Source organism: Klebsiella michiganensis (genome assembly GCF_015139575.1).
In the GTDB taxonomy this organism is placed as follows: domain Bacteria; phylum Pseudomonadota; class Gammaproteobacteria; order Enterobacterales; family Enterobacteriaceae; genus Klebsiella; species Klebsiella michiganensis.
This window is the reverse complement of sequence record NZ_AP022547.1, coordinates 697,551-721,719: the sequence shown is the minus strand read 5'-3', so window position 1 is coordinate 721,719 and position 24,169 is coordinate 697,551. Positions and strand designations below refer to the sequence as shown.

Annotated in this window: 22 protein-coding genes and 1 tRNA gene; 17 read left to right on the top strand and 6 right to left on the bottom strand. The window is 57.9% G+C overall.

Features of this window, described 5'->3' with window-relative positions; translation table 11 throughout:
• The 7 genes from JLG71_RS03475 (at position 1) to JLG71_RS03445 (ending at position 5,872) form a co-directional block, all read left to right on the top strand.
• A complete protein-coding gene (locus tag JLG71_RS03475; protein WP_025105909.1) occupies positions 1-303 on the top strand; it encodes an urease subunit gamma in 303 nt (100 codons plus the stop codon).
• Between the two features lie 9 nt (positions 304-312).
• Positions 313-633, top strand: coding sequence for an urease subunit beta (locus tag JLG71_RS03470; protein WP_014226892.1), 321 nt, complete (start codon positions 313-315; stop codon positions 631-633).
• Complete coding sequence (ureC, locus tag JLG71_RS03465) at positions 626-2,329, top strand: urease subunit alpha (protein WP_200913976.1); 1,704 nt, start codon at positions 626-628, stop codon at positions 2,327-2,329. Before JLG71_RS03470 ends, ureC begins: the two co-directional genes overlap by 8 nt.
• 9 nt (positions 2,330-2,338) lie before the next feature.
• Positions 2,339-2,812 (top strand): urease accessory protein UreE, encoded by a 474-nt coding sequence (ureE, locus tag JLG71_RS03460; RefSeq protein WP_032692886.1) that lies wholly within the window; start codon positions 2,339-2,341, stop codon positions 2,810-2,812.
• Entirely contained in the window at positions 2,813-3,487 is a 675-nt protein-coding gene (locus JLG71_RS03455; RefSeq protein ID WP_014226895.1) for an urease accessory protein UreF, read from the top strand.
• A gap of 8 nt (positions 3,488-3,495) precedes the next feature.
• Positions 3,496-4,113 carry an urease accessory protein UreG gene (gene ureG, locus JLG71_RS03450; RefSeq protein WP_004105899.1) on the top strand — a complete coding sequence of 206 codons (618 nt, stop codon included), beginning with the start codon at positions 3,496-3,498 and terminating at the stop codon, positions 4,111-4,113.
• Positions 4,114-4,264: 151 nt separating this feature from the next.
• Entirely contained in the window at positions 4,265-5,872 is a 1,608-nt protein-coding gene (locus tag JLG71_RS03445) for a purine-cytosine permease family protein (protein ID WP_025105908.1), read from the top strand.
• Positions 5,873-5,919: 47 nt separating this feature from the next.
• Here the strand turns inward: JLG71_RS03445 and tsaD are convergent, their stop codons facing one another.
• Positions 5,920-6,933, bottom strand: a complete 1,014-nt coding sequence (gene tsaD / locus JLG71_RS03440) for a tRNA (adenosine(37)-N6)-threonylcarbamoyltransferase complex transferase subunit TsaD (protein WP_025105907.1) — start codon at positions 6,931-6,933, stop codon at positions 5,920-5,922.
• A 237-nt stretch (positions 6,934-7,170) separates the two neighbouring features.
• On the opposite strand from tsaD, the gene rpsU reads away from it, so the two are divergent.
• The 4 genes from rpsU (at position 7,171) to JLG71_RS03420 (ending at position 12,390) form a co-directional block, all read left to right on the top strand.
• On the top strand, positions 7,171-7,386 hold the full coding sequence (gene rpsU, locus JLG71_RS03435; protein ID WP_001144069.1) for a 30S ribosomal protein S21: 216 nt from the start codon (positions 7,171-7,173) through the stop codon (positions 7,384-7,386).
• Between the two features lie 233 nt (positions 7,387-7,619).
• Positions 7,620-9,365, top strand: coding sequence for a DNA primase (dnaG, locus tag JLG71_RS03430; RefSeq protein ID WP_014226898.1), 1,746 nt, complete (start codon positions 7,620-7,622; stop codon positions 9,363-9,365).
• A gap of 273 nt (positions 9,366-9,638) precedes the next feature.
• On the top strand, positions 9,639-11,483 hold the full coding sequence (gene rpoD, locus JLG71_RS03425; protein ID WP_004105908.1) for an RNA polymerase sigma factor RpoD: 1,845 nt from the start codon (positions 9,639-9,641) through the stop codon (positions 11,481-11,483).
• Between the two features lie 244 nt (positions 11,484-11,727).
• Complete coding sequence (locus tag JLG71_RS03420; RefSeq protein ID WP_025105906.1) at positions 11,728-12,390, top strand: TetR/AcrR family transcriptional regulator; 663 nt, start codon at positions 11,728-11,730, stop codon at positions 12,388-12,390.
• A gap of 69 nt (positions 12,391-12,459) precedes the next feature.
• Here JLG71_RS03420 and mug read toward each other — a convergent pair whose 3' ends face one another.
• Entirely contained in the window at positions 12,460-12,966 is a 507-nt protein-coding gene (mug, locus tag JLG71_RS03415) for a G/U mismatch-specific DNA glycosylase (protein WP_009651862.1), read from the bottom strand.
• Between the two features lie 124 nt (positions 12,967-13,090).
• Between mug and JLG71_RS03410 the strand changes: the two genes are divergently transcribed.
• A tRNA-Ile gene (locus JLG71_RS03410) sits at positions 13,091-13,166 on the top strand.
• A gap of 95 nt (positions 13,167-13,261) precedes the next feature.
• On the opposite strand, the gene JLG71_RS03405 is transcribed toward JLG71_RS03410, so the two are convergent.
• The 3 genes from JLG71_RS03405 to JLG71_RS03395 form a co-directional block, all read right to left on the bottom strand.
• The gene (locus tag JLG71_RS03405; protein WP_071532228.1) at positions 13,262-13,585 is read right to left on the bottom strand and encodes a DUF1889 family protein; all 324 of its coding nucleotides are present in this window, start codon (positions 13,583-13,585) and stop codon (positions 13,262-13,264) included.
• Positions 13,586-13,724: 139 nt separating this feature from the next.
• On the bottom strand, positions 13,725-15,638 hold the full coding sequence (gene dhaR, locus JLG71_RS03400) for a dihydroxyacetone kinase operon transcriptional regulator DhaR (protein WP_200913975.1): 1,914 nt from the start codon (positions 15,636-15,638) through the stop codon (positions 13,725-13,727).
• Positions 15,639-15,742: 104 nt separating this feature from the next.
• Entirely contained in the window at positions 15,743-16,840 is a 1,098-nt protein-coding gene (locus JLG71_RS03395; protein WP_200913974.1) for a glycerol dehydrogenase, read from the bottom strand.
• Positions 16,841-17,436: 596 nt separating this feature from the next.
• Here JLG71_RS03395 and dhaK point away from each other — a divergent pair.
• From dhaK to JLG71_RS03375, 4 genes are all read left to right on the top strand, one after another.
• On the top strand, positions 17,437-18,507 hold the full coding sequence (gene dhaK, locus JLG71_RS03390) for a dihydroxyacetone kinase subunit DhaK (RefSeq protein WP_009651831.1): 1,071 nt from the start codon (positions 17,437-17,439) through the stop codon (positions 18,505-18,507).
• Between the two features lie 11 nt (positions 18,508-18,518).
• The gene (gene dhaL, locus JLG71_RS03385; RefSeq protein WP_064358280.1) at positions 18,519-19,151 is read left to right on the top strand and encodes a dihydroxyacetone kinase subunit DhaL; all 633 of its coding nucleotides are present in this window, start codon (positions 18,519-18,521) and stop codon (positions 19,149-19,151) included.
• A 10-nt stretch (positions 19,152-19,161) separates the two neighbouring features.
• On the top strand, positions 19,162-20,580 hold the full coding sequence (dhaM, locus tag JLG71_RS03380; RefSeq protein ID WP_025105903.1) for a dihydroxyacetone kinase phosphoryl donor subunit DhaM: 1,419 nt from the start codon (positions 19,162-19,164) through the stop codon (positions 20,578-20,580).
• 67 nt (positions 20,581-20,647) lie between these two features.
• Positions 20,648-22,297, top strand: a complete 1,650-nt coding sequence (locus JLG71_RS03375) for a glycerone kinase (RefSeq protein ID WP_064358281.1) — start codon at positions 20,648-20,650, stop codon at positions 22,295-22,297.
• 232 nt (positions 22,298-22,529) lie between these two features.
• Here JLG71_RS03375 and JLG71_RS03370 read toward each other — a convergent pair whose 3' ends face one another.
• A complete protein-coding gene (locus JLG71_RS03370) occupies positions 22,530-23,303 on the bottom strand; it encodes a siderophore-interacting protein (RefSeq protein WP_200913973.1) in 774 nt (257 codons plus the stop codon).
• Between the two features lie 238 nt (positions 23,304-23,541).
• Between JLG71_RS03370 and JLG71_RS03365 the strand changes: the two genes are divergently transcribed.
• A complete protein-coding gene (locus JLG71_RS03365) occupies positions 23,542-24,096 on the top strand; it encodes a PadR family transcriptional regulator (protein ID WP_004854392.1) in 555 nt (184 codons plus the stop codon).
• Positions 24,097-24,169 lie beyond the last annotated feature (73 nt).

Sequence of the window (24,169 nt, the reverse complement as noted above, 5' to 3'; positions counted from 1 at the left end):
ATGGAACTGACACCCAGAGAAAAAGACAAGCTGTTGCTGTTTACCGCCGCGCTGGTGGCGGAGCGTCGCCTGGCCCGCGGTCTGAAGCTCAACTATCCCGAATCCGTGGCCCTGATTAGCGCCTTTATTATGGAGGGCGCGCGCGATGGCAGAAGCGTCGCGGCGCTGATGGAAGAAGGACGCCACGTCCTGAGCCGCGACCAGGTCATGGAAGGCGTGCCGGAAATGATCCCCGATATCCAGGTCGAAGCCACCTTCCCGGACGGCTCGAAGCTGGTTACCGTCCATAACCCGATAATCTGAGGTAGCGCGATGATCCCAGGAGAATATCAGGTAAAACCCGGCCAGATAGCGATTAACGTCGGCCGCGCCACCTGCTGCATTATCGTTGAAAATCACGGCGACCGGCCGATTCAGGTCGGCTCGCATTACCACTTCGCCGAGGTCAACCCGGCGCTGAAGTTCGATCGCCAGCAGGCGACCGGCTATCGCCTGAATATCGCCGCCGGCACCGCAGTGCGCTTCGAACCTGGCCAAAAGCGCGAGGTGGAGCTGGTGGCGCTGGCCGGAACCCGCGCGGTGTACGGTTTCCGCGGAGACGTTATGGGCGCGCTGGAGGCAAACGATGAGTGACATTTCACGTCAGGCCTATGCCGACATGTTCGGCCCCACCACCGGCGATAAAGTTCGCCTGGCGGACACCGAGCTGTGGATCGAGGTCGAAGATGATTTGACCACCTACGGCGAAGAGGTCAAATTCGGCGGTGGCAAAGTGATCCGCGACGGTATGGGCCAGGGACAGATGCTTTCCGCCGGGTGTGTGGATCTGGTGCTGACAAATGCCCTGATCGTCGATTACTGGGGGATCGTCAAAGCCGACATCGGCGTCAAAGACGGGCGGATCTTCGCGATCGGCAAAGCCGGTAACCCGGATATTCAGCCCAACGTCACGATCCCGATCGGCGCGGCCACGGAAATTATTGCGGCGGAAGGCAAGATCGTCACCGCCGGCGGCGTCGATACGCATATTCACTGGATCTGTCCGCAGCAGGCGGAAGAGGCGCTGGTCTCCGGCGTCACCACCATGATCGGCGGCGGGACCGGCCCGGCGGCGGGCACCAACGCCACGACCTGCACGCCCGGGCCGTGGTACATCTCGCGGATGCTGCAGGCCGCGGACAGCCTGCCGGTCAATATTGGCCTGCTGGGTAAAGGCAATGGTTCGAATCCGGATGCGCTGCGTGAGCAGGTCGCGGCCGGGGTTATCGGCCTGAAGATTCACGAAGACTGGGGCGCGACCCCGGCGGCAATCGACTGCGCGCTGACGGTGGCCGACGAAATGGACGTGCAGGTCGCGCTGCACAGCGACACCCTCAATGAGTCCGGATTCGTTGAGGATACCCTGGCGGCCATCGGCGGGCGCACTATCCATACTTTCCATACCGAAGGGGCGGGCGGCGGCCATGCGCCGGATATTATTACCGCCTGCGCGCACCCCAATATTCTGCCCTCGTCAACCAACCCGACGCTGCCCTATACCGTCAACACCATTGACGAACATCTGGATATGCTGATGGTTTGCCATCATCTCGACCCGGATATCGCCGAGGACGTGGCGTTTGCCGAATCGCGCATTCGGCGGGAAACCATTGCCGCGGAAGACGTCCTGCACGATCTGGGCGCCTTCTCCCTCACCTCGTCTGATTCACAGGCGATGGGGCGCGTCGGCGAAGTGGTGTTGCGCACCTGGCAGGTGGCGCACCGGATGAAGGTCCAGCGCGGCCCGCTGGCGGAAGAGAGCGGCGATAACGACAACTTCCGCGTGAAGCGCTATATCGCCAAGTACACCATTAATCCGGCGTTAACCCACGGTATCGCCCATGAAGTCGGTTCGATTGAAGTGGGTAAACTGGCGGATCTGGTGCTGTGGTCCCCGGCGTTCTTCGGCGTGAAGCCGGCGACGATCGTCAAAGGCGGCATGATCGCGATGGCGCCGATGGGCGACATCAACGCCTCTATCCCGACGCCGCAGCCGGTGCACTATCGCCCGATGTTCGGCGCGCTGGGCAGCGCTCGCCACCGCTGCCGTTTGACCTTTCTGTCGCAGGCGGCGGCGGAAAACGGCGTCGCTGAACAGCTGAACCTGCACAGCGCGACGGCGGTGGTTAAAGGCTGCCGCACGGTACAAAAAGGCGATATGCACCACAACGGCCTGCTGCCCACTATTACCGTGGATTCGCAAACCTACGAGGTGCGCATCGACGGCGAACTGATAACCAGCGAACCGGCGGACGTGTTACCGATGGCGCAACGTTATTTCCTGTTTTAAGGAGCGCAAATGCTTTATTTGACCCAACGGGTGGAGACCCCTGCGCAGGCCACGGCCAGCGTTACCCTGCCGATTGACGTGCGGGTAAAAAGCCGCATTAAAGTCACGCTTAACGATGGCCGTCAGGCGGGCCTGCTGCTGCCGCGCGGTCTGCTGCTGCGCGGCGGCGACATTCTCAGTAACGAAAACGGTAGCGAATTCATTGAAGTGATCGCCGCTGATGAAGCCGTTTCGGTCGTACGCTGCGATGACCCCTTTATGCTGGCGAAGGCCTGCTATCACCTTGGCAATCGCCACGTGCCGCTACAGATTATGCCCGGCGAGCTGCGCTATCATCACGATCACGTCCTGGACGATATGCTGCGCCAGTTTGGCCTGGCCGTGGATTTCGCGCATCTGCCGTTTGAACCGGAAGCCGGCGCCTACGCCAGCGAATCGCACGGCCATCACCACCACCATCACGATCGTGAGCACAGCCACTAAATGCCGACGCCGGAAAAACGTCTGCGCTTGATGCAGCTTGCCAGCAGCAGCCTCCCGGTTGGCGGCTACAGCTGGTCCCAGGGGCTGGAGTGGGCGGTGGAAGCGGGCTGGGTAGCGGATACCGCCGCCTTTGAGCGCTGGCAGCTGCGCCAAATGGAGCAGAGCTTTTTTACCGTCGACCTGCCGCTGTTTGCCCGCCTCTACCGGGCCTGCGAAGCGGGCGATCTGGCCTGCGCCCGGCGCTGGACCGCTTATCTGCTCGCCTGCCGGGAAACTCGCGAGCTGCGCGATGAAGAGCGCAACCGCGGCGCGGCCTTCACCCGGCTGCTGGCCGACTGGCAGCCGGACTGCCCGCCCGAGTGGCGCAAGCTGTGCCAGCAAAGTCAGCTAACCGGCATGGCGTGGCTCGGCGTACGCTGGCAAATCGCCATTCCTGACCTGGCCCTGAGCCTTGGCTATAGCTGGATTGAAAGCGCGGTGATGGCGGGCGTCAAGCTGGTGCCCTTTGGCCAGCAGGCGGCCCAGCAGTTGATTCTTCGCCTGTGCGACCGCTACGCGGCGGACATGGACAGCGCCCTGGCGACCCCGGACGACGCCATCGGTTCGGCGACGCCGCTTGCGGCTATCGCTTCCGCCCGGCACGAAACCCAGTATTCCCGATTATTCCGTTCTTAGGAGAAGGTATGAACATGATTAAGCAACCGCTGCGCGTCGGCGTCGGCGGCCCGGTCGGCTCCGGAAAAACCGCGCTGCTGGAAGCCCTCTGCAAAGCCATGCGCGACACCTGGCAGCTGGCGGTGGTGACCAACGATATCTACACCAAAGAAGATCAGCGCATTCTCACCGAGGCTGGCGCCCTGGAGCCTGAACGAATTGTCGGCGTCGAAACCGGCGGCTGCCCGCATACCGCTATTCGGGAAGATGCGTCGATGAACCTTGCCGCGGTGGAAGCGCTGAGCGAGAAATTCGGCAATCTCGATCTCATCTTTGTAGAAAGCGGCGGCGATAACCTGAGCGCCACCTTCAGCCCGGAGCTGGCGGATCTCACCATCTACGTCATCGACGTGGCGGAAGGGGAAAAGATCCCGCGCAAAGGCGGACCGGGGATCACCAAATCCGACTTCCTGGTGATCAACAAAACCGATCTTGCACCGTACGTGGGCGCGTCTCTGGAAGTGATGGAGCGCGATACCCTGCGCATGCGCGGCGAACGCCCGTGGAGCTTCACCAACCTGAAAAGCGGCGACGGCCTGCAAAATATCATCGCCTTTATCGAAGACAAAGGCATGCTCGGCAAGTAACCCCTGCACCATCCCGGCGCAGAGGTGTCGGGATGGTGCATACCCTGCCCTCTCTTTAGCCATCCCCTTCATGAAGCCCTGATAGCGCCTGCCCTGCGATGTGGCATAAGGTTTGCTAATTCCAGTCATGCCTAACCATTAAGGAATGACTATGTCATCACTGGATATAAAAACTGATTTACCTGCGCAAACCAGTGCCTCCGGCTCCAAAGAAACGCTGGAAGATTATACCCTTCGCTATGCTCCGCTGAGCTTTCGCCGCTGGGGACCGGGGGTTGTCGCGGTGACCGCATTGGGCGGCATCGCCTATCTGGCTGACTTTTCTATCGGCGCCAGCATCGGCATGGCCTGGGGCACCACCAATGCGATTTACGCGATCCTGCTGGCGGCGCTGGTTATTTTTCTTACCGGTATTCCGCTGGCGATTACCGCCGCGCGCTATAACATCGACCTCGACCTGATCACCCGCAGCGCCGGTTTCGGCTACTTTGGTTCGGTGATCACCAGCATTATCTTCGCCGGATTTACCTTTATCTTCTTCGCGCTTGAAGGCTCGATCATGGCGCAGGGGCTGCTGGTGGGCCTGGGGATCCCGCTGTGGATGGGCTACCTCATCGCCACGCTGATGGTCTTGCCGCTGGTGGTCTACGGCATGAAGGCGCTGACTCGCCTTCAGGTCTGGACGACGCCGCTGTGGCTGGTCCTGATGGTGGTTCCGGTGGCGTGGCTTATCGCCAAAGACCCGGATCTGGTGGACGGCTTTATGAACTTCGCCGGTAAAAACAACGCCTCAACGGTAGATTTAACCGCCATTATGCTCGGCGCGGGGGTCTGCCTGTCGCTGATCATGCAGATTGGCGAGCAGATCGACTATCTGCGCTTTATGCCGCCGAAGACCGCGGAAAACAGCAAAAGCTGGTGGCTGGCGGTGTTCTCCGCCGGCCCGGGCTGGGTCGTATTAGGCGCGATTAAACAGATTATCGGCGCTTTCCTCGGCTTCTATCTGCTGACCCGCTTCCCGGCGGTGCACAACACCGAACCGGTGCAACAGTTCGTCAGCGTCTTCGATAACCTGGTCCCCGGCTGGCTGGCGCTCACCCTCGCGGTGGTGCTGGTGGTTATCTCGCAGATTAAAATTAACGTCACCAACGCCTATTCCGGCTCTCTGGCGTGGACCAGCGCCTGGACGCGCACCACCAAACGTTATCCGGGGCGGATTATTTTCGTCATCGTCAACCTGACGATTGCCCTTGCCCTGATGGAAGGCGACATGTTTAGCGCTCTGGCGTGGATCCTCGGCTTCTATTCTAACTTTGCCATCGCCTGGGTGGTGGTGGTCGCCACCGACATCACCGTCAACAAAGGGGTGCTGAAGCTGGCGCCGGCGCAGCCGGAGTATCGCCGCGGGATGATCTACAACGTCAACCCGGTAGGCGTGGTCTCTTTTGCCCTCGCGGCAGGACTTTCGATTAGCGCCTTCTTCGGCCTGTTGGGCGAAACGCTGGCGCCGTTCTCGCCGCTGATTGCGCTGGCGGTGGCTTTCGTGATGACGCCGGTCATGGGGATCGCCACCCGCGGGCGCTATTACATTAAACAGCACGATGATGGTATCGCCGAGCCGCGCTACGATGCGCAGGGTAACGCGTCGATCACCGTTTACCGCTGCCTGAGCTGCCGGGAAGAGTACGAACGTCCTGACGTGATGCATTCGCACAAGCACCAGGGGGCGATTTGCTCGCTGTGTAAGAGTATGGAATAAGTCGCGAAGGCAGGCCGACAGGACGTCGGCCTGTGAAATATCAGACGTTATGCCGCCGGAAGCTCAGCCAGCGGCCAGCGCGGACGAACGGTGACGCCGAGCTCCGCTTTAGCGCCGGAGCGCAGACGGACCATCCCCGCATAGGCAATCATCGCGCCGTTATCGGTACAGAATTCAGGACGAGCGTAGAAGACTTCACCACCGCGCTTTTTCATCATTTCCGCCAGCTTTGCGCGCAGCGTACGGTTCGCGCTGACGCCCCCCGCCATCACCAGCCGTTTAAAGCCGGTTTGATCCAGCGCGCGGCGGCACTTAATCATCAGCGTATCCACGACCGCATCTTCGAAAGCGCGGGCGATATCGGCGCGGGTTTGATCGTCATCGCCGTTGCTGCGAATGGTGTTCGCGGCAAAGGTCTTGAGGCCAGAAAAGCTGAAATCCAGCCCGGGGCGGTCGGTCATCGGGCGCGGGAAGACAAAGCGCCCTTCGGTGCCCTGGGAGGCCATCTTCGACAGCATCGGGCCGCCGGGATAATCCAGCCCCAGCAGTTTCGCTGTCTTATCGAAGGCTTCGCCCGCCGCGTCGTCAATCGATTCGCCCAGCAGTTCATACTGGCCAATGCCGGTGACGCTGATCAGCTGGGTATGGCCGCCGGAAACCAGCAGGGCGACAAAAGGATACTGCGGCGGATTATCTTCCAGCATCGGCGCCAGCAGATGCCCTTCCATATGGTGTACCGGGATCGCCGGCACGTTCCAGGCGAACGCCAGCGAACGGCCAACCGTTGCGCCGACCAGCAGCGCGCCCACCAGGCCGGGGCCCGCCGTATACGCAACGGCATCGATATCCTTTGCCGTCAGCCCGGCTTCCTTGAGCGCCGCCTGAATCAGGGGGACGGTTTTACGTACGTGGTCGCGCGAGGCCAGTTCGGGCACCACGCCGCCGTAGTCAGCGTGCAATTTCACCTGACTATACAGCTGGTTGGCTAACAGACCTTTTTCGTCGTCATAAATGGCGATGCCGGTTTCATCGCAGGATGTTTCAATTCCCAGTACACGCATGGCTAGTTTTACCTCGTTTCAATACCGCGCAGTGTAGGACCAATGCGGGTTGATGTAAAACTTTCCTCACCCCTGGCGTTCACTTCGTGTATACTCCCTGTCCTTATAAAAGTCCCTTTCAAAAATCGCGTCGGTGCTTTACAAAGCAGCAGCAATTGCAGTAAAATTCCGCACCATTTTGAAATAAGCTGGCGCTGATGCCAGCGGCAAACCGAATTTATCAAAGGTGAGAGTTACATGCCGGTAATTAAAGTACGTGAAAACGAGCCGTTCGACGTAGCGCTGCGTCGCTTCAAACGTTCATGCGAAAAAGCAGGTGTTCTGGCGGAAGTTCGTCGTCGTGAGTTCTATGAAAAACCGACTACCGAACGTAAACGCGCTAAAGCTTCCGCAGTGAAACGTCACGCGAAGAAACTGGCTCGCGAAAACGCACGCCGCACTCGTCTGTACTAATCTGTTGGGAGCCAGGCTCTCAATTCAGACCGAGTTGTAGTTGTAAGGCCGTGCTTCCGAAAGGAATGCGCGGCTTATTTTCGTTTATGCATTAGCATATACACTCAATCATTCAAGATGCATCAAGGCGGCAAGGGAGTGAGTCCCCGGAGCTTACCGAAGTAAGTGACAGGGTGAACGAGCGAAGCCAACGCAGAGGCAGCTTGAAGGGTAACGTGTATAAAACGGGGCATATGGCTGGACGAATTCCACGAGTATTTATCAATGACCTGCTGGCGCGCACCGATATCGTCGATCTGATCGATGCCCGGGTAAAGCTGAAAAAGCAGGGCAAAAATTTTCACGCGTGCTGTCCGTTCCATAACGAAAAAACCCCCTCTTTCACCGTCAACGGTGAAAAACAGTTTTACCACTGCTTCGGCTGCGGTGCGCACGGCAACGCTATCGACTTCCTGATGAACTACGACAAGCTCGAGTTCGTGGAAACCGTCGAAGAGCTGGCTGCCATGCATAATCTAGACGTGCCGTATGAAGCAGGTAGCGGACCCAGCCAGATTGAGCGCCATCAGCGGCAAAATCTCTATCAGCTGATGGATGGTCTGAACACGTTTTATCAACAGTCTCTGATGCAACCCGCCGCCGGCCCCGCGCGCCAGTATCTGGAAAAACGCGGCTTAAGCAGCGAGGTGATTACGCGCTTCGCGATTGGCTACGCCCCTCCCGGTTGGGACAACGTTTTAAAACGTTTTGGCGGTAATCAAGAAAACCGCCAGTCGCTGATTGATGCGGGCATGCTGGTCACTAACGATCAGGGACGCAGTTACGACCGCTTCCGCGAACGGGTGATGTTCCCCATCCGCGATAAGCGAGGCCGGGTGATTGGTTTTGGTGGTCGCGTGCTGGGTGACGCCATGCCGAAGTACCTGAACTCCCCGGAGACCGATATTTTCCATAAAGGCCGCCAGCTGTACGGTCTTTATGAAGCGCAGCAGGATAACGCTGAACCGCCCCGCCTGCTGGTGGTCGAAGGTTATATGGACGTGGTGGCTCTGGCGCAGTTCGGCATTAACTATGCCGTTGCGTCGCTGGGAACGTCGACGACCGCTGACCATATTCAGCTGTTGTTCCGGGTCACCAATCAGGTGGTTTGCTGCTACGACGGCGACCGGGCTGGCCGCGATGCCGCCTGGCGCGCGCTGGAAACGGCGCTGCCGTATATGACCGACGGGCGCCAGCTGCGCTTTATGTTTCTGCCGGATGGCGAAGACCCGGATACGCTGGTGCGCAAAGAAGGGAAAGCCGCATTTGAAGCGCGGATGGAGCAGGCTCAACCGCTCTCCACGTTTTTGTTCAACAGCCTGCTACCGCAGGTGGATTTGAGCACCCCGGACGGCCGCGCGCAGCTGAGTACCTTAGCGCTGCCGCTGATAACGCAGGTGCCGGGTGAAACGCTGCGCATTTACCTGCGCCAGGAGTTAGGCAATAAGCTGGGGATTTTAGATGATGCGCAGCTTGAACGTTTAATGCCAAAACAGTCTGAAAATGGCATCCAGCGCCCTGCTCCGCAGCTAAAACGCACGACCATGCGTATACTGATAGGGTTACTGGTACAAAACCCGGATCTGGCGCCACTGGTACCGCCCCTGGAGGGGCTGGACCCGCGTAAAATGCCGGGGCTTGGGTTGTTCAACGAACTGGTTAAAACCTGTTTGGCACAGCCGGGCCTGACCACCGGGCTGCTGTTAGAGCAGTATCGCGGCACAAATGAGGCCGCAACCCTTGAAAAACTGTCGATGTGGGACGATATAGCAGATAAGGATATTGCTGAAAAAACCTTCACCGACTCGCTCAACCATATGTTTGATTCACTGCTGGAGCTGCGGCAAGAAGAGTTGATAGCTCGCGACCGCACGCACGGCTTAAGCAGTGAAGAGCGCCGGGAACTCTGGACCATCAGCCAGGAACTGGCCAAAAAATAAACGAAAGACAAACTCATTCAAGTTGTATCAAGGCAGCAAGAGAACGAATCCCCGGGAGTGCGCACAAGCACATGACCAGGATGAGAGAACGTAGCTAACGCAGAGACAACTTGAAAGATAACGCATTGAACGGCTTAAGTGCCGAATATCGTTCGGGAAGACCCCGACAGCCGCTCGAGGCGCAGCGGCAATAATATAAGTACGCCCTCGCTTTAAATGTTGGCAGTTCGCCTGCTTACACCAATCAAACGAATTAAGTGTGGATACCGTCTTATGGAGCAAAACCCGCAGTCACAGCTGAAGCTTCTTGTCCAACGTGGTAAGGAGCAAGGCTATCTGACCTATGCCGAGGTCAATGACCATCTGCCGGAAGATATCGTCGACTCCGACCAGATCGAAGACATCATCCAAATGATCAACGACATGGGCATTCAGGTGATGGAAGAAGCACCGGATGCCGATGATCTTTTGCTTGCTGAAACGAACAACAATACTGACGAAGATGCGGAAGAAGCTGCGGCGCAGGTTCTCTCCAGCGTTGAGTCTGAAATCGGACGCACAACCGACCCGGTGCGCATGTACATGCGTGAAATGGGTACCGTCGAACTGCTGACGCGCGAAGGCGAAATCGACATCGCTAAACGTATCGAAGACGGCATTAACCAGGTTCAGTGCTCGGTGGCTGAATACCCTGAAGCGATCACCTATCTGCTGGAGCAGTACGATCGCGTTGAAGCGGAAGAAGCGCGTCTGTCCGATCTGATCACCGGTTTTGTCGACCCGAACGCCGAAGAAGATATGGCGCCAACGGCGACGCACGTCGGTTCTGAACTCTCTCAGGAAGAGATGGATGACGACGAAGACGAAGATGAAGAAGAAGACGACGACAGCAGCGATGACGACAACAGCATCGACCCCGAGCTGGCGCGCGAGAAATTCGCCGAGCTGCGTACGCAGTACGAACTGACCCGCGACACCATCAAAGCGAAAGGTCGTAGCCACGCCGCAGCGCAGGAAGAGATCCTCAAGCTGTCCGAAGTGTTCAAACAGTTCCGTCTGGTACCGAAGCAGTTCGATTACCTGGTTAACAGCATGCGTATCATGATGGATCGCGTTCGTACTCAAGAACGTATCATCATGAAGCTGTGCGTTGAGCAGTGCAAAATGCCGAAGAAAAACTTCATCACTCTGTTCACCGGCAACGAAACCAGCGAAACCTGGTTCAATGCGGCCATCGCCATGAACAAGCCGTGGTCAGAGAAGCTGCTTGACGTGAAAGAAGACGTTCAGCGCGGCCTGATGAAACTGCAGCAGATTGAACAAGAGACCGGCCTGACCATCGAGCAGGTAAAAGATATCAACCGTCGTATGTCCATCGGTGAAGCGAAAGCGCGCCGTGCGAAGAAAGAGATGGTTGAAGCGAACCTGCGTCTGGTTATCTCGATCGCCAAGAAATACACCAACCGCGGTCTGCAGTTCCTCGATCTGATCCAGGAAGGCAACATCGGTCTGATGAAGGCGGTTGATAAGTTTGAATACCGCCGCGGCTACAAGTTCTCCACCTACGCAACCTGGTGGATCCGTCAGGCGATCACCCGCTCTATCGCAGACCAGGCGCGCACCATCCGTATTCCGGTGCATATGATTGAGACTATCAACAAGCTCAACCGTATTTCCCGCCAGATGCTGCAGGAAATGGGCCGCGAGCCGACGCCGGAAGAGCTGGCCGAACGCATGCTGATGCCGGAAGACAAAATTCGTAAGGTGCTGAAAATCGCCAAAGAGCCCATCTCCATGGAAACGCCGATTGGCGACGATGAAGATTCGCATCTGGGAGATTTTATCGAGGATAACACCCTCGAGCTGCCGCTGGACTCTGCCACCACCGAGAGCCTGCGCGCCGCCACCCACGACGTCCTGGCTGGCCTGACCGCCCGTGAAGCGAAAGTCCTGCGTATGCGCTTTGGTATCGACATGAATACCGATCACACGCTGGAAGAAGTGGGTAAACAGTTTGACGTAACCCGCGAACGTATTCGTCAGATCGAAGCGAAGGCGCTGCGTAAACTGCGCCATCCGAGCCGTTCTGAAGTGCTGCGTAGCTTCCTCGACGATTAATTATCGCCGCGTCCCCTGAAAAGCCAGTCACATGACTGGCTTTTTTTATGTCTAAGCAGAAACTATTTATTTAATAAATATTAAAACCCCAATATAAAACCCATCAATATATATCCAGGTCTTATTCTTATTATTTATTTATGTGCCATTAAACCGCTGGACTCATAGTTTTACAATTGTACTATTGGTTGGTTGATGGGGCGTATTTACGCCTAAAACCGCAGGCAAATCATAGGGAAATGAAATGAATAGCAAGCGTAAAATTCAGCTGGCTGATTTTAATAGAACGGTTATTTTAACCACCGCTAATACATTATTTCTAAGCCGTGGAATAGAAAGTACCACCATGGATGAGATCGCACATGAAGCCGGTTTTAGTAAAACCACGCTTTATACCTATTTCGACAATAAAAAGGATATTCTGGATCATCTTATCCTGGAGGTAATGGCGCGTTTCTATCAGGAGCTCATACCAATCGCCAATCGGCAAAATTCATTTCGCGAATTTTATCGCGAGCTGTGCCATGCGCTGATGGCTCTCCACGAAACAAGCCTTGCCTACTTTTCCGCGATAGCCGGGAAGATCGCCTGTTCTGAAAAAATCACTAAAAACAATAAGGCGTTGAAAAATATCGCTATGACTGGAGAACAGATCCACCAGATTATCGCAAAGCGAATCACAGACGCCGCCGAAAAAAAAGAGATTGGATTAAATGCTCCCGTCGCGGACGTCATGATGCTGTTCTGGCTCTGCCTGACCGGGCTAGTGGAAAAGTCCTCATACAGAGAAGAATGTCTTTTACGTCACCTTGAGAAAGACCGTAAAACCTTTCTCGACTTCGCTTTTGACGCCCTCTTATTCATGATAGAAAAAGGGAATATTAGCGATTGCGAAAAAGCTGACTAAAGCCTCAGGCTTAAGCCAGCCGCCGACGACCGGGCTGAAAGCCGTAACCCTTTTGTCGTCGGAAATGCATTAAAGCCCTCGCGTGGCCAGCGCCTCGTCAAGCTCCCGGTAGGCCTCCACCAGTTTATCCAGCGTCGCCCGGTTGAGGCCGCTGGGATTCGGCAGCACCCAAACTTCCGTCGCCCCAATGGTCACCTGCTGCTTGCCCCATTTTACGCCGCGCACCTGAAACGCTTTCTCGAAGGCCTGTTTACCCAGGATCGCCAGCGCGCGCGGCTGATACTCTTCCATTTTTCTGACCAGTTCACGGCCGCCATCGCGGAGCTCCAGCAGCTCAACCTCGCTGGCCTGCACCGTCGGGCGTTCGACGAGCATCGTGATCCCGCAGCGGGTATCCAGCAGCTGGAGTTCCTCCTCGGGTTTCAGAAGACGGTCGGTAAAGCCGGCCTGGTGAATCACTTTCCAGAAGCGATTGCCCGGATGGGCGAAATGAAAACCGGTATGGGCGGAAGACTTCCCCGGATTGATACCGCAAAAGACCACCCGCAGGTCCGGCGCCAGAATATCGTTAATCATGTTTTCCCCAGCTCAATGCCTAAAAGGTAATTATAAAGGATTGAAAATGCGTTGTTTATAAAAACAGCAGGCGTGATTTTTAGGCTGGATTGCGGGGAACAGTTACTTTATAATCCCTCGCCACGGCCCCTTAGCTCAGTGGTTAGAGCAGGCGACTCATAATCGCTTGGTCGCTGGTTCAAGTCCAGCAGGGGCCACCAGATACAGCAAGGGCTGACGAAAAATCGTCGGCCCTTTTGCATTGTGCGGCCCCCTCGGGGCGCCGCAGCTTAACGTGAGGTTCGCGACAGGCGGCTTACACCAGCGCCTGCAGCTGTTCGCGCATATAGACGGTGAAGAATTCCGGGTTTTTAATGACGATCCGGTTACCGGAGGCAATTTTTTCCGCCCAGCCGGCCACTTTTTCCGTGAACCCGGCATCCCATCCCTCCTTTTCACCCCGGGCCATGACGTCGGCAGGATTTGCCGGTACGCCTAGTTCATGCAAATACTTCAAAATTCCCTTAGCGGTACTTTCATCCATAGTATTCGGCACCGACAACGATGTGTTCATACCACCAATAAAATCCAGGGCTTTATCGATTGCTGTTGGCATACTCTTATCCTTAAAATTAACCACGTAATGAACATGATGACACTATGGACCCATCTTCGCCGGGATATCAAAGAGATCGTTGCCTTTCTTTGATTCAGACCGCAGCTAAACGCTTGCGTGGTGCTTTTCTGCTCGACTATTCCGTACTACTCCCCACAGGAAACTACTCCATACGTCCGCGCTTAAACTGGCCGGCATCGATATCGTACTGTTTCATTTTTCGCCACAGCGTGGTGCGGCCAATATTCAGCAGCTGCGCCATCTCCTGCACCCGCCCGCTGGTCACGCGGGCGGCATGGATAATCGCTTCTTTCTCAATGGCGCTAAAGGTCAGGCTGGTGGGCAGCAGCGAGGAGCCCGCGTCGGCGCCGGGCCGCTCGGCAAACAGATATTCCGGCAAATTACTCAGCCGGATATGGCCGTTATCGCTGCTAATGGCGATATTTTCAATCACGCTGTTCAGCTCAAAATCGTTGCCCGGCCAGGAGTAGGCCACCAGCTGCGCCAGCGCATCTTCATCCATTTTCAGCCGCGAGGAAAAGCGCTTTTCCAGGCTCTTAAGGCGATTGTGCACCAGCGAAGGAATACTGTTACGCCGCGCGCGCAGCGGTGGGATAACGATTTCAAAGGAGTGCAGCGCGTAGTAAAGCTGGCGGCTAAAGCGGTTTTGCTCCACCAGATTGGCCAGATCGACGGTGGTGGTGGCGATCACTTTAACGTCTACCGGAATCAAGCGGCGGGCATCCAGACGGGTTAAAACCCCCTGCTTGATCACCTGCAGCAGCGCGGACTGCAGCTCCGGCGCCAGGTATTCGATTTTTTCCAGAAACAGCGTCCCGCCGTTGGCCAGCTCAAGACGGCTAAGGCGGCCGTTTTCATCGTCCGTCGGCGCGCTGCCCATAAAATCCTGGCCCAGGACGCTGTCGGCATACAGCTGACAGTTGACCGCGATATACGGCCCGCCGCCCCGCTCGCTCTCATTGTGAATCGCCTGGCTGAGCAGCTCCTTACCCACCCCCTCTTCACCGCACAGCAGCACCGGAAAAGTGCCGCGCGCCGCCTGGCGGCCAAAGTGAATCAGCCGCCGGGTTTCCGGGTCGTCCGCCGACATCTGTTCAAAGGTATGGCTCACTTTGCCAAGCTGGCTGGTCATCAGCTGGCGCATCTGCTCGACCGGATGCAGCAGCAGAATGAAACTGTTGCCCTGCTCTTCAACGATTGGCTTGAGCGTAATCACGGCGTCGACAAACTGATGCTGGCTTTCGAAGGTGACCTCCACATGGTTCAGCCCGCGCGCGTGCTTAATGGCCCGACGCAGCAGGGCCGGCAGCGTCACCAGCTCATTAATATTTTTCCCCTGGCTGGCCTGGACATCAAGATGAAGCAGCGTCGCGGCCTGCACGTTAAGAAACTGCAAAATCCCCTGCTCGTTCCACGCCATCACCCCGTCATCCATACTCTCCAGCAGACCGTACATCTGGTTAAGATGGCGATTCGACTCGGCCAGCAGGCTATCAGTGAGCAGCGAGTTGCCGACTTCCCGGGCGATAGCCAGGGTCAGGGAGAGGTCAGACGAAGCCTGTTCTTCCGTCAGGCAGCACAGGGAAATGGAACCGAACAGACGCCCGTGGTTATCAAACACCGGCGTGGAGCTAAACGACCATCCGTGCAGCGCATGTTTAAAATGCTCCTCGCCCGTCGTTTTGACCGGCTGCCCGAGCATGGAGGCCAGCGAAAGCGCGCAGCTGCCGATAATGCTTTCCGCGCAGTAGCTGCCGTCACGAAATCCCAGCGCCGCCAGCTGGTCGAGGGTCTGCGGATCGCCGCAGCGGCTAAGAATACAGGCGGACTCATCGAGGATGAACAGCGCGCAGGGGCGGTTATCCATAAACTCCCAGGCATCCTCCAGCGCCGCCTGACCAATCGTCAACAGCGCGGTCTTGCGCCGGCAAATCGATTCAAACGTCAGCCCCTGCGCCTGATGCGGCGTCTGCCAGGTTTCCCGCTGCATAAACTTGCTGCAGCGATGCCACGACTGGGTTATCACCAAAGGAAAGCTCTGAGTCTGCACAGTCATATCCCTATCCGCTGTTTCATAAACGACAACCCCTCCGGCGGCTACCGCCAGAGGGGGAGAAAACGTCTCATCGCTTAAATGAGACGGGGCAGGTCGACGCTAAATTAGCGCGCCAGCCACTGCTGTCCGAGCAGGTCGGCGGTCAGAATCGCCGCATGCACGCTCTGCGCGCTGACCGGGAACGGCATGTTATGAATGGTTTCACCTTCCGCGCAGGTCGCTTTGGCGACTGCCTGAATTTTCTCATCGATGCCCTCTTTAACGCCCATTTGCGCCAGCGTAACCGGCAGCCCGACGGTATGGCAGAAGTTCAGCACCGTTTCGATCTCTTCCATCGGGCTATTTTGCAGCACCAGCTGCACCAGGGTACCAAACGCCACTTTCTCGCCATGGTACAGATGGTGGCACTCTTCGAGGATGGTGAAACCGTTGTGAATGGCGTGCGCGGCGGCCAGACCGCTACTTTCAAAGCCGATACCGCTGAGGTAGGTATTCGCTTCAACGATGCGTTCCAGCGCATCGGTCACCACGCCGGCCTGGGCGGCGAGGCGGGCTTTTTCGCCTTCCGCCAGCAGCGTATCATAGCACAGGCGCGCCAGGCTCAGCGCCGCTGCCGTCGACTGACCGCCCGCCATGCTGGTGGCTCTGGCGTCATAGCAGGCCCTGGCTTCAAACCAGGTTGAAAGCGCATCCCCCATCCCGGCCACCAGCAGGCGCACCGGCGCTTTAGCGATAATCGCCGTATCCATCACCACCATGTCCGGATTTTTCGGGTAGATCAGATACTCTTCAAACTCGCCGGCTTCGGTGTAGATAACCGACAGCGCGCTGGTTGGCGCATCGGTGGAGGCGATCGTCGGGATCACCACCACCGGTAGCTTCTGGTAGTAGCCAATGGCTTTCGCCGTATCGAGCGTCTTGCCGCCGCCGATGCCCACCACGCCGCGGCAGCCGTGCTGTTTCAGAATGGCGATCAGGCGATTGATCTCAACGTGGCTGCATTCGCCGTTGAAGCGCTCCGCATGGCAGCTGATGTTGTGGCTGTGCAAACCTTCCAGCACTTTCTCTCCCGCCAGCTTCATCACGAAGTCATCGGCAATCACGAAAAAGCTGTCCGCCAGGTTTTTGGCGTATTGCCCAAACAGCGTGGATGCATCTGGTCCCTGGAGATATTTGGCTGGAGATTGAATAACTTTTAGCATTCCGTTCACCCTCAAATAAGTGCATGTTTTGACATGATGAGCCCCGGTGTTTCTCCGTCCGGCCTTACATCAAAGGCGGGGACGAAAGCGCTACCTGAGCGATGCCATCACTGTAGGGCGAGCCGCGGGCAAAAAAATCTTTCCCCTTTTTGTCCCGATATGAAACAGGACATAAATTATATTGTTTCATATTGAAACATGAATTCATGTGAAACGATGGGATTGCGATCTCGATCCGCCCCTTTGGCGCAAAAGAAGGTCACCAGCCGGACGATCGTCGACGTTTTTCACCACCACGGGCGGCAAGAAGGGGCAAAATTATTTCTCTGAGCGGGCTTTCCACGCTGATGAAGCGAGGTGAAAGAGGCGCCTTACTTCGCATTTTTCCCTTTCCTTGCGCAAAAATGTTTCATTAAGGAACAGCAATTAATAATTACGTTTCGTAATGAAACTCATTTTATGGCGATTTTTTTTCCCGCCAACTCAGCCAGAATCAATACATCGCCCGATATCGCATATCGTCAGGCGGTACCCCTACACGATGATCGCCTCCGTCAGCAGAGAGGCCGCATCGAAACTCCGACGGAGCATAAACAATGAAAAAACTGATTAACCGTGTCGAAGATGTCCTGAGTGAACAACTGGCTGGCCTTGCAAAAGCCCACCCTGAACTGACGCTGCACCAGGATCCGGTCTACGTCACCCGCGCCGATGCGCCGGTGGCCGGGAAAGTGGCGCTGCTCTCCGGCGGCGGCAGCGGCCACGAGCCGATGCACTGCGGCTATATTGGCCAGGGCATGCTTTCCGGGGCCTGCCCGGGAGAAATTTTCACCTCCCCGACGCCGGATAAAATGTTTGAGTGCGCCATGACCATCGACGGCGGCGAAGGCGTGCTGCTGATTATCAAAAACTACACCGGCGATATTCTTAACTTCGAAACCGCCACCGAGCTGCTGCACGAAAGCGGCGTCAAGGTTACCACTGTGGTAGTCGATGACGACGTGGCGGTGAAAGACAGCCTCTATACCGCCGGGCGGCGCGGCGTGGCGAATACCGTGCTGATTGAAAAACTGGTGGGCGCGGCCGCCGAACGCGGCGACTCGCTGGAAGCCTGCGCCGAACTGGGGCGCAAGCTCAACAACCTGGGCCACTCTATCGGCATCGCGCTCGGCGCCTGCACCGTTCCGGCCGCCGGGCAACCCTCATTCGAACTGCAGGACGATGAGATGGAGTTCGGCGTCGGCATTCACGGCGAACCGGGCATCGACCGCCGCCGCTTCACCTCTCTCGATCGCACCGTTGACGAAATGTTCGATACACTGCTGGAAAACGGCGCCTATAGCCGCACGCTGCGCCACTGGGACAACGTGAAAGGCGCGTGGCAGGAGGTAACGCAGACCAAGCAGGCGCTGCAAAAAGGCGATCGGGTTATCGCGCTGGTCAACAACCTCGGCGCCACGCCGCTGTCCGAACTCTACGGCGTCTATAACCGTCTGACGCAGCGCTGCGAGGAGGCCGGTATCGTTATCGCGCGCAACCTTATCGGCAGCTACTGTACCTCTCTGGATATGGTGGGCTTTTCCATCACCCTGTTAAAGGCCGATGAAGAGACGCTGGCATTATGGGACGCCCCGGTCCACACCCCGGCGCTGAACTGGGGCAAATAAGGAGCAACGACATGTCATTAAGCAGAACGCAAATCGTAGACTGGCTCTATCGCTGCGGCGATATCTTCACCAAAGAGAGCGATTTTTTGACCGGTCTGGACCGGGAAATCGGCGATGCCGACCACGGCCTGAATATGCATCGTGGTTTTAGCAAGGTGGTGGAAAAGCTGCCGTCGATTGCCGATAAAGACATTGGTTTTATTCTTAAAAATACCGGTATGACGCTGCTCTCCAACGTCGGCGGGGCCAGCGGCCCGCTGTTCGGCACCTTCTTTATTCGCGCCGCTCAGGTGACCCAGGCCCACCAGAGCCTGACCCTGGAGGAGCTCTATCAGGCCTTTCGCGAAGGCGCGGAAGGGGTGGTGAATCGCGGCAAAGCCGAGCCGGGCGATAAAACCATGTGCGACGTCTGGCTGCCGGTGGTGGAATCGTTGCGCCAGTCCAGCGAACAGCACCTGTCGATACCAGGCGCCCTTGATGCTGCCTGCGAACAGGCGCAAGCCGCCGTCCACGCCACGATCGCCATGCAGGCTCGCAAAGGGCGGGCCAGCTACCTGGGCGAACGCAGCATCGGGCACCAGGATCCGGGCGCGACCTCGGTGATGCTGATGGTTCAGATGCTGGCCGCAGCGGCCAAAGAGTAAGGAAAACGCGATGGTAAACCTGGTTATTGTTTCTCATAGCGCCCGTCTGGGCGAAGGTGTCGGAGAACTGGCCCGGCAGATGTTAATGAACGATGGCTGTAAGCTGGCGATCGCCGCCGGAATTGACGATCCCGCCAGTCCGATCGGCACCGATCCCATTAAGGTTATGGAAGCCATCGAGTCCGTCGCCGACGCCGATCATATCCTGGTGATGATGGATATCGGCAGCGCCCTGCTGAGCGCCGAAACCGCGCTGGATCTCCTCGATCCGGCCATTGCGGCGAAGGTTCGCCTGTGCGCGGCGCCGCTGGTGGAAGGGACTCTGGCGGCGACGGTGAGCGCCGCCGCCGGAGCCGGCATCGACAAGGTGATCGAAGACGCCATGAACGCGCTGGAGGCAAAGCGCGTACAGCTGGGGTTACCATCGCAACCGCAACACGCTTCGCTGGCCGCCGCGCCGGTCGACGACCGCGACGCGCGCTCGGTTTCCGTGGTGATTCAAAACCACAACGGCCTGCACGTTCGTCCGGCGTCAAAGCTGGTCGCCGCGCTGGCGGGATTCAATGCCGACCTGGTGCTGGAGAAAGGGGGTAAATGCGTCACGCCGGACAGCCTCAACCAAATCGCCCTGCTTCAGGTGCGCCGGAACGATACCTTAAGGCTGCTTGCCCGCGGCCCGGACGCCGACGCCGCGCTGGCGGCGTTCCAGGCGCTGGCGGCGGAGAACTTCGGCGAGCCAACCGAGGCGGCGCCCGCGCGTCGGCCCGCCAGCGCCGACCGCGTTGAGGGTAAGGTCGTGCTTTATCCCCAGCCGCAGGACAGGATCTCGCGGGAAACGAGCGCCGCCATCGGCCAGCAGCAGCTGCGGCTGAAACGGGCCATCGACCGGACGCTGGAAGACCTTAGCGCGCTGACGACTCTGGCAGAGGCGACGTTTTCCGCCGACATCGCGGCGATCTTCTCCGGGCATCATACCCTGCTCGATGACCCTGATTTATACGCAGCGGCGTGCGACATCATACGCGACGAGCAGTGCAGCGCGGCGTGGGCCTGGCAACAGGTGCTGAGCGATTTAAGCCAACAATATCGCCATCTCGACGATGCTTACCTGCAGGCGCGCTATATTGATATTGAAGATATTTTGCACCGCACGCTGCGTCACCTTAACGAGCGCGATGAAGCGCTGCCGCAGTTTAGCGCGCCTTCGATCCTCGTTGCCGACGATATCTTCCCTTCAACCGTCCTGCAGCTTAACGCAGAGCAGGTGAAGGGGATCTGCCTGCAGGCCGGCAGCGAGCTCTCTCACGGCGCCATTATCGCCCGCCAGGCGGGTATCGCGATGCTGTGCCAGCAGAGCGGTGCCCTGACGCTGCAAGATGGCGAGAACGTCATCTTTGATATTCCCGGCAAACGCGTGATTCGCGGCTAACCTGCCCTAACCTTTCCGCCCCGGAGGCTGTCCCCTCCGGGAACTCGCTTAACTTTCAGGATCCGTTATGTCTCAATTCTTTTTTAATCAGCGCGCCAACCTCGTCAACGAAGTGATTGAAGGGACCATTATCGCCAGCCCGTGGAATAACCTGGCGCGGCTGGAGAGCGATCCCGCCATTCGCGTGGTGGTGCGTCGCGATCTCGACAAAAACAACGTGGCGGTAATCTCCGGCGGTGGTTCCGGTCACGAACCGGCCCACGCGGGCTTTGTCGGTAAAGGCATGCTGACCGCCGCCGTCTGCGGCGATCTGTTTGCCTCGCCGAGCGTCGATGCGGTGCTGACCGCCATCCAGGCCGTGACCGGCGATGCCGGATGCCTGCTGATCGTCAAGAACTACACCGGCGATCGTCTGAACTTCGGCCTCGCCGCGGAGAAAGCGCGCCGTATGGGCTATAACGTCGAAATGCTGATCGTCGGCGATGATATTTCGCTGCCGGATAACAAACATCCGCGCGGCATTGCCGGGACGATTCTGGTGCATAAAGTGGCCGGCTACTTCGCCGAACGCGGCCACAATCTGGCAACCGTGCTGCGCGAAGCGCAGTATGCCGCCAGACACACCTTCAGCCTCGGTCTGGCCCTTTCCAGCTGTCATCTGCCGCAGGATGCGGAAACGACTCCGCGCCATCATCCGGACCAGGCCGAGCTGGGGATGGGGATCCACGGCGAACCGGGCGCTTCGGTTATCGCCACGCAGAACAGCGCGGAAATCGTTACGCTGATGGTAGAGAAGCTCAGCGCCGCCCTGCCGGAAACCGGCCGCCTGGCGGTGATGATCAATAATCTCGGCGGCGTGTCGATTGCCGAAATGGCGATTTTGACCCGCGAGCTGGCCAATACTCCGCTGCATCAGCGTATCGACTGGCTGATAGGCCCGGCGTCGCTGGTCACCGCGCTGGATATGAAAGGTTTCTCCCTCACCGCCATCGTGCTGGAAGAGAGCATTGAGAAGGCGCTGCTTTCCGCGGTAGAAACCGCCGGCTGGCAGACGCCGGTACAGCCGCGCGCGGTCAGCGTGATGCCATCATCGCTGCGCAGTACGCGGGTGGAGTTTGCGCCCTCGGAGAACAGCGAAGTTGCGGGCTACGTGGAACGTGTGACCGGCACGCTGTCCGGGCTGGAAGCAGACCTTAACGCGCTGGATGCGAAAGTCGGCGACGGCGATACCGGCTCCACCTTCGCCGCCGGCGCGCGCGACATCGCCGACTTACTTCAGCGTCGTCAGCTGCCGCTGGCTAACCTCGCCACGCTGTTTGCCCTGATTGGCGAGCGTCTGACGGTTGTGATGGGCGGCTCCAGCGGCGTGCTGATGTCGATTTTCTTTACCGCCGCCGGGCAGAAGCTGGAACAGGGGGCAAGGGTCGCCGAAGCATTAAACGCCGGTCTGGCGCAGATGAAGTTTTACGGCGGTGCGGATGAAGGCGACCGGACCATGATTGACGCCCTGCAGCCGGCGCTAACGGCGCTGCTGGCCGAACCGGATAACCTGCAGGCGGCTTTCGCCGCGGCGCAGGCGGGCGCGGATCGTACGCTTCACGCCAGCAAAGCGGGCGCCGGGCGCGCATCGTATCTGAACAGCGATAGCCTGCGCGGCAATATGGACCCCGGCGCCCACGCGGTGGCCATGGTATTTAAAGCGCTAGCGCAGAAATAGTCTCCCCTGCTCGCGCTGCGCTTAGCAGGGCTACAGTTTCACCACCGTCTACGGGCCGGTCACCCGGACAGATGCGCAGCATCGCCTCCGGGAAATTCAGCCGCTCTGCGCTCTGCTCCCGGGGGCGGCGCTTAACGCGCCTTGCCCGGGCTACGGGTTAACCGCCGTCTACGGGCCGGTAGGGCCAGTAGCCCGGGTAAGGCGCCAGCCGCAACCCGGGGTTTCTCCGCGTTTATTTGCTGTGCCAGTAGGCCTGCGAACGCACCAGCTGCGGATCAATCCCCGGGCCTTCAAAGCGCGCCAGCAGCGATTTCACCACCGCGCCTTCCCCGGTCAGCCAGATAAAATAGTCCTCAGCCGGCACCGCTATTCGCGCCAGGCGCTCGGCCACGGCAGAGGAGTGATGTCCCACCACCCACTCGATATGAAAACCATCGAGATCGGCCAGGTAATCTTGATAAGACTCATCGCCAATGGTGACGATCGCCGTGACCTGCGGGCGCGTCGGAAGCTGCTGCAATCCCAGCAGACGGCGGCGCAGCGCGGGCATGCCTGACTCATCGGTCACATACAGCTGCCAGGCGTAATCTTCCGGCACCACCAGCGAACCGCGCGGCCCGCCGATCACCAGCTTATCGCCCATTTTCGCCGCCAGCGCCCAGCTGCTGGCAATACCGCCATCGTGAATAAAAAAGTCGTACGCCAGCTCATGACGCCCGGCGTCGTACAGCGGCGTATAGTCGCGGGTCGCCGGACGCACGCCATCGCCCCAGTTAATGCCTTCATCCGTCACCTCCGGCGGCGTGAACGCAGCGCCCGCGGCCGGGAAAAAGAGCTTGGTGTGGTCGTCAAAACCCTGGGAAACAAAGCCTTCCAGCGCCTCTCCGCCCAGCACGACACGCTGGAATGCGCTGCCGATACGCTCGACGCGCAATACGGTTAACTCACGGAAGCGCAGTTCATTACGTACGCGCTGCGGGTATTTGGGGTGCCTGGTCGTTGTCATCTTTCATCGCCTTCGTGAACGGAATAGATATATCTAAAAATCTTGCAAATGATAATGATTGCCATTAAAAAAGAATGCAAGCATTTTTTGATATAGTCATAGAAAAACGCCACAAAAGCCAAAATCAAAAATTAAATCGTTAAATATCAATTAAATAAAAAATACATTCACTACTTTGTTGCTACTTTATTATTTTTAGATATAAATTAGATATATCAAATAATCACAGGAGAAAAACATGAGACACCATCACGAAGAAGGCCGTGGCCCACGCGGACGCCACGGGGAACATAGCGAACACGGCGAGCACGGTCGCAGAGGCGGCGGACGCCGGCAGCGCTTCTTTGGTCACGGCGAGCTGCGCCTGGTGATTCTGGACATCCTCACCCGCAATGCCAGCCACGGTTACGAACTGATTAAAGAGATCGAAACCCTGACCCAGGGCAACTACAGCCCGAGCCCCGGCGTCATCTACCCGACGCTCGATTTACTTCAGGATCAGGGATTAATCAGCGTGGCTGACGAAAACGGCCGCAAAAAAATCGCCATTACCGCCGAAGGCAGTCAGCTGCACGCGGAAAACCTGGAGCAGCTGGAGCATATTCAGACCAGGCTGCAGGCGCGCATGGTGGGCTGTGAACTCCGTAAAAATCCGCAGATGAAGCGCGCGCTGGAGAATTTTAAGGCAGTACTGGATTTAAGGGTTAACCAGCAGGAAATAACCGAAGCTCAGCTAAAGCAGATCGTCGGCGTCATTGACCGCGCGGCAATGGAAATCTCCCAGCTCGACTAGCCCTCTGCCCCATCGCCGGGCAGCCTGCACCGCCGCGAAGCACGCGGCGGGACCCCTTCTGCGCATGGTTTCA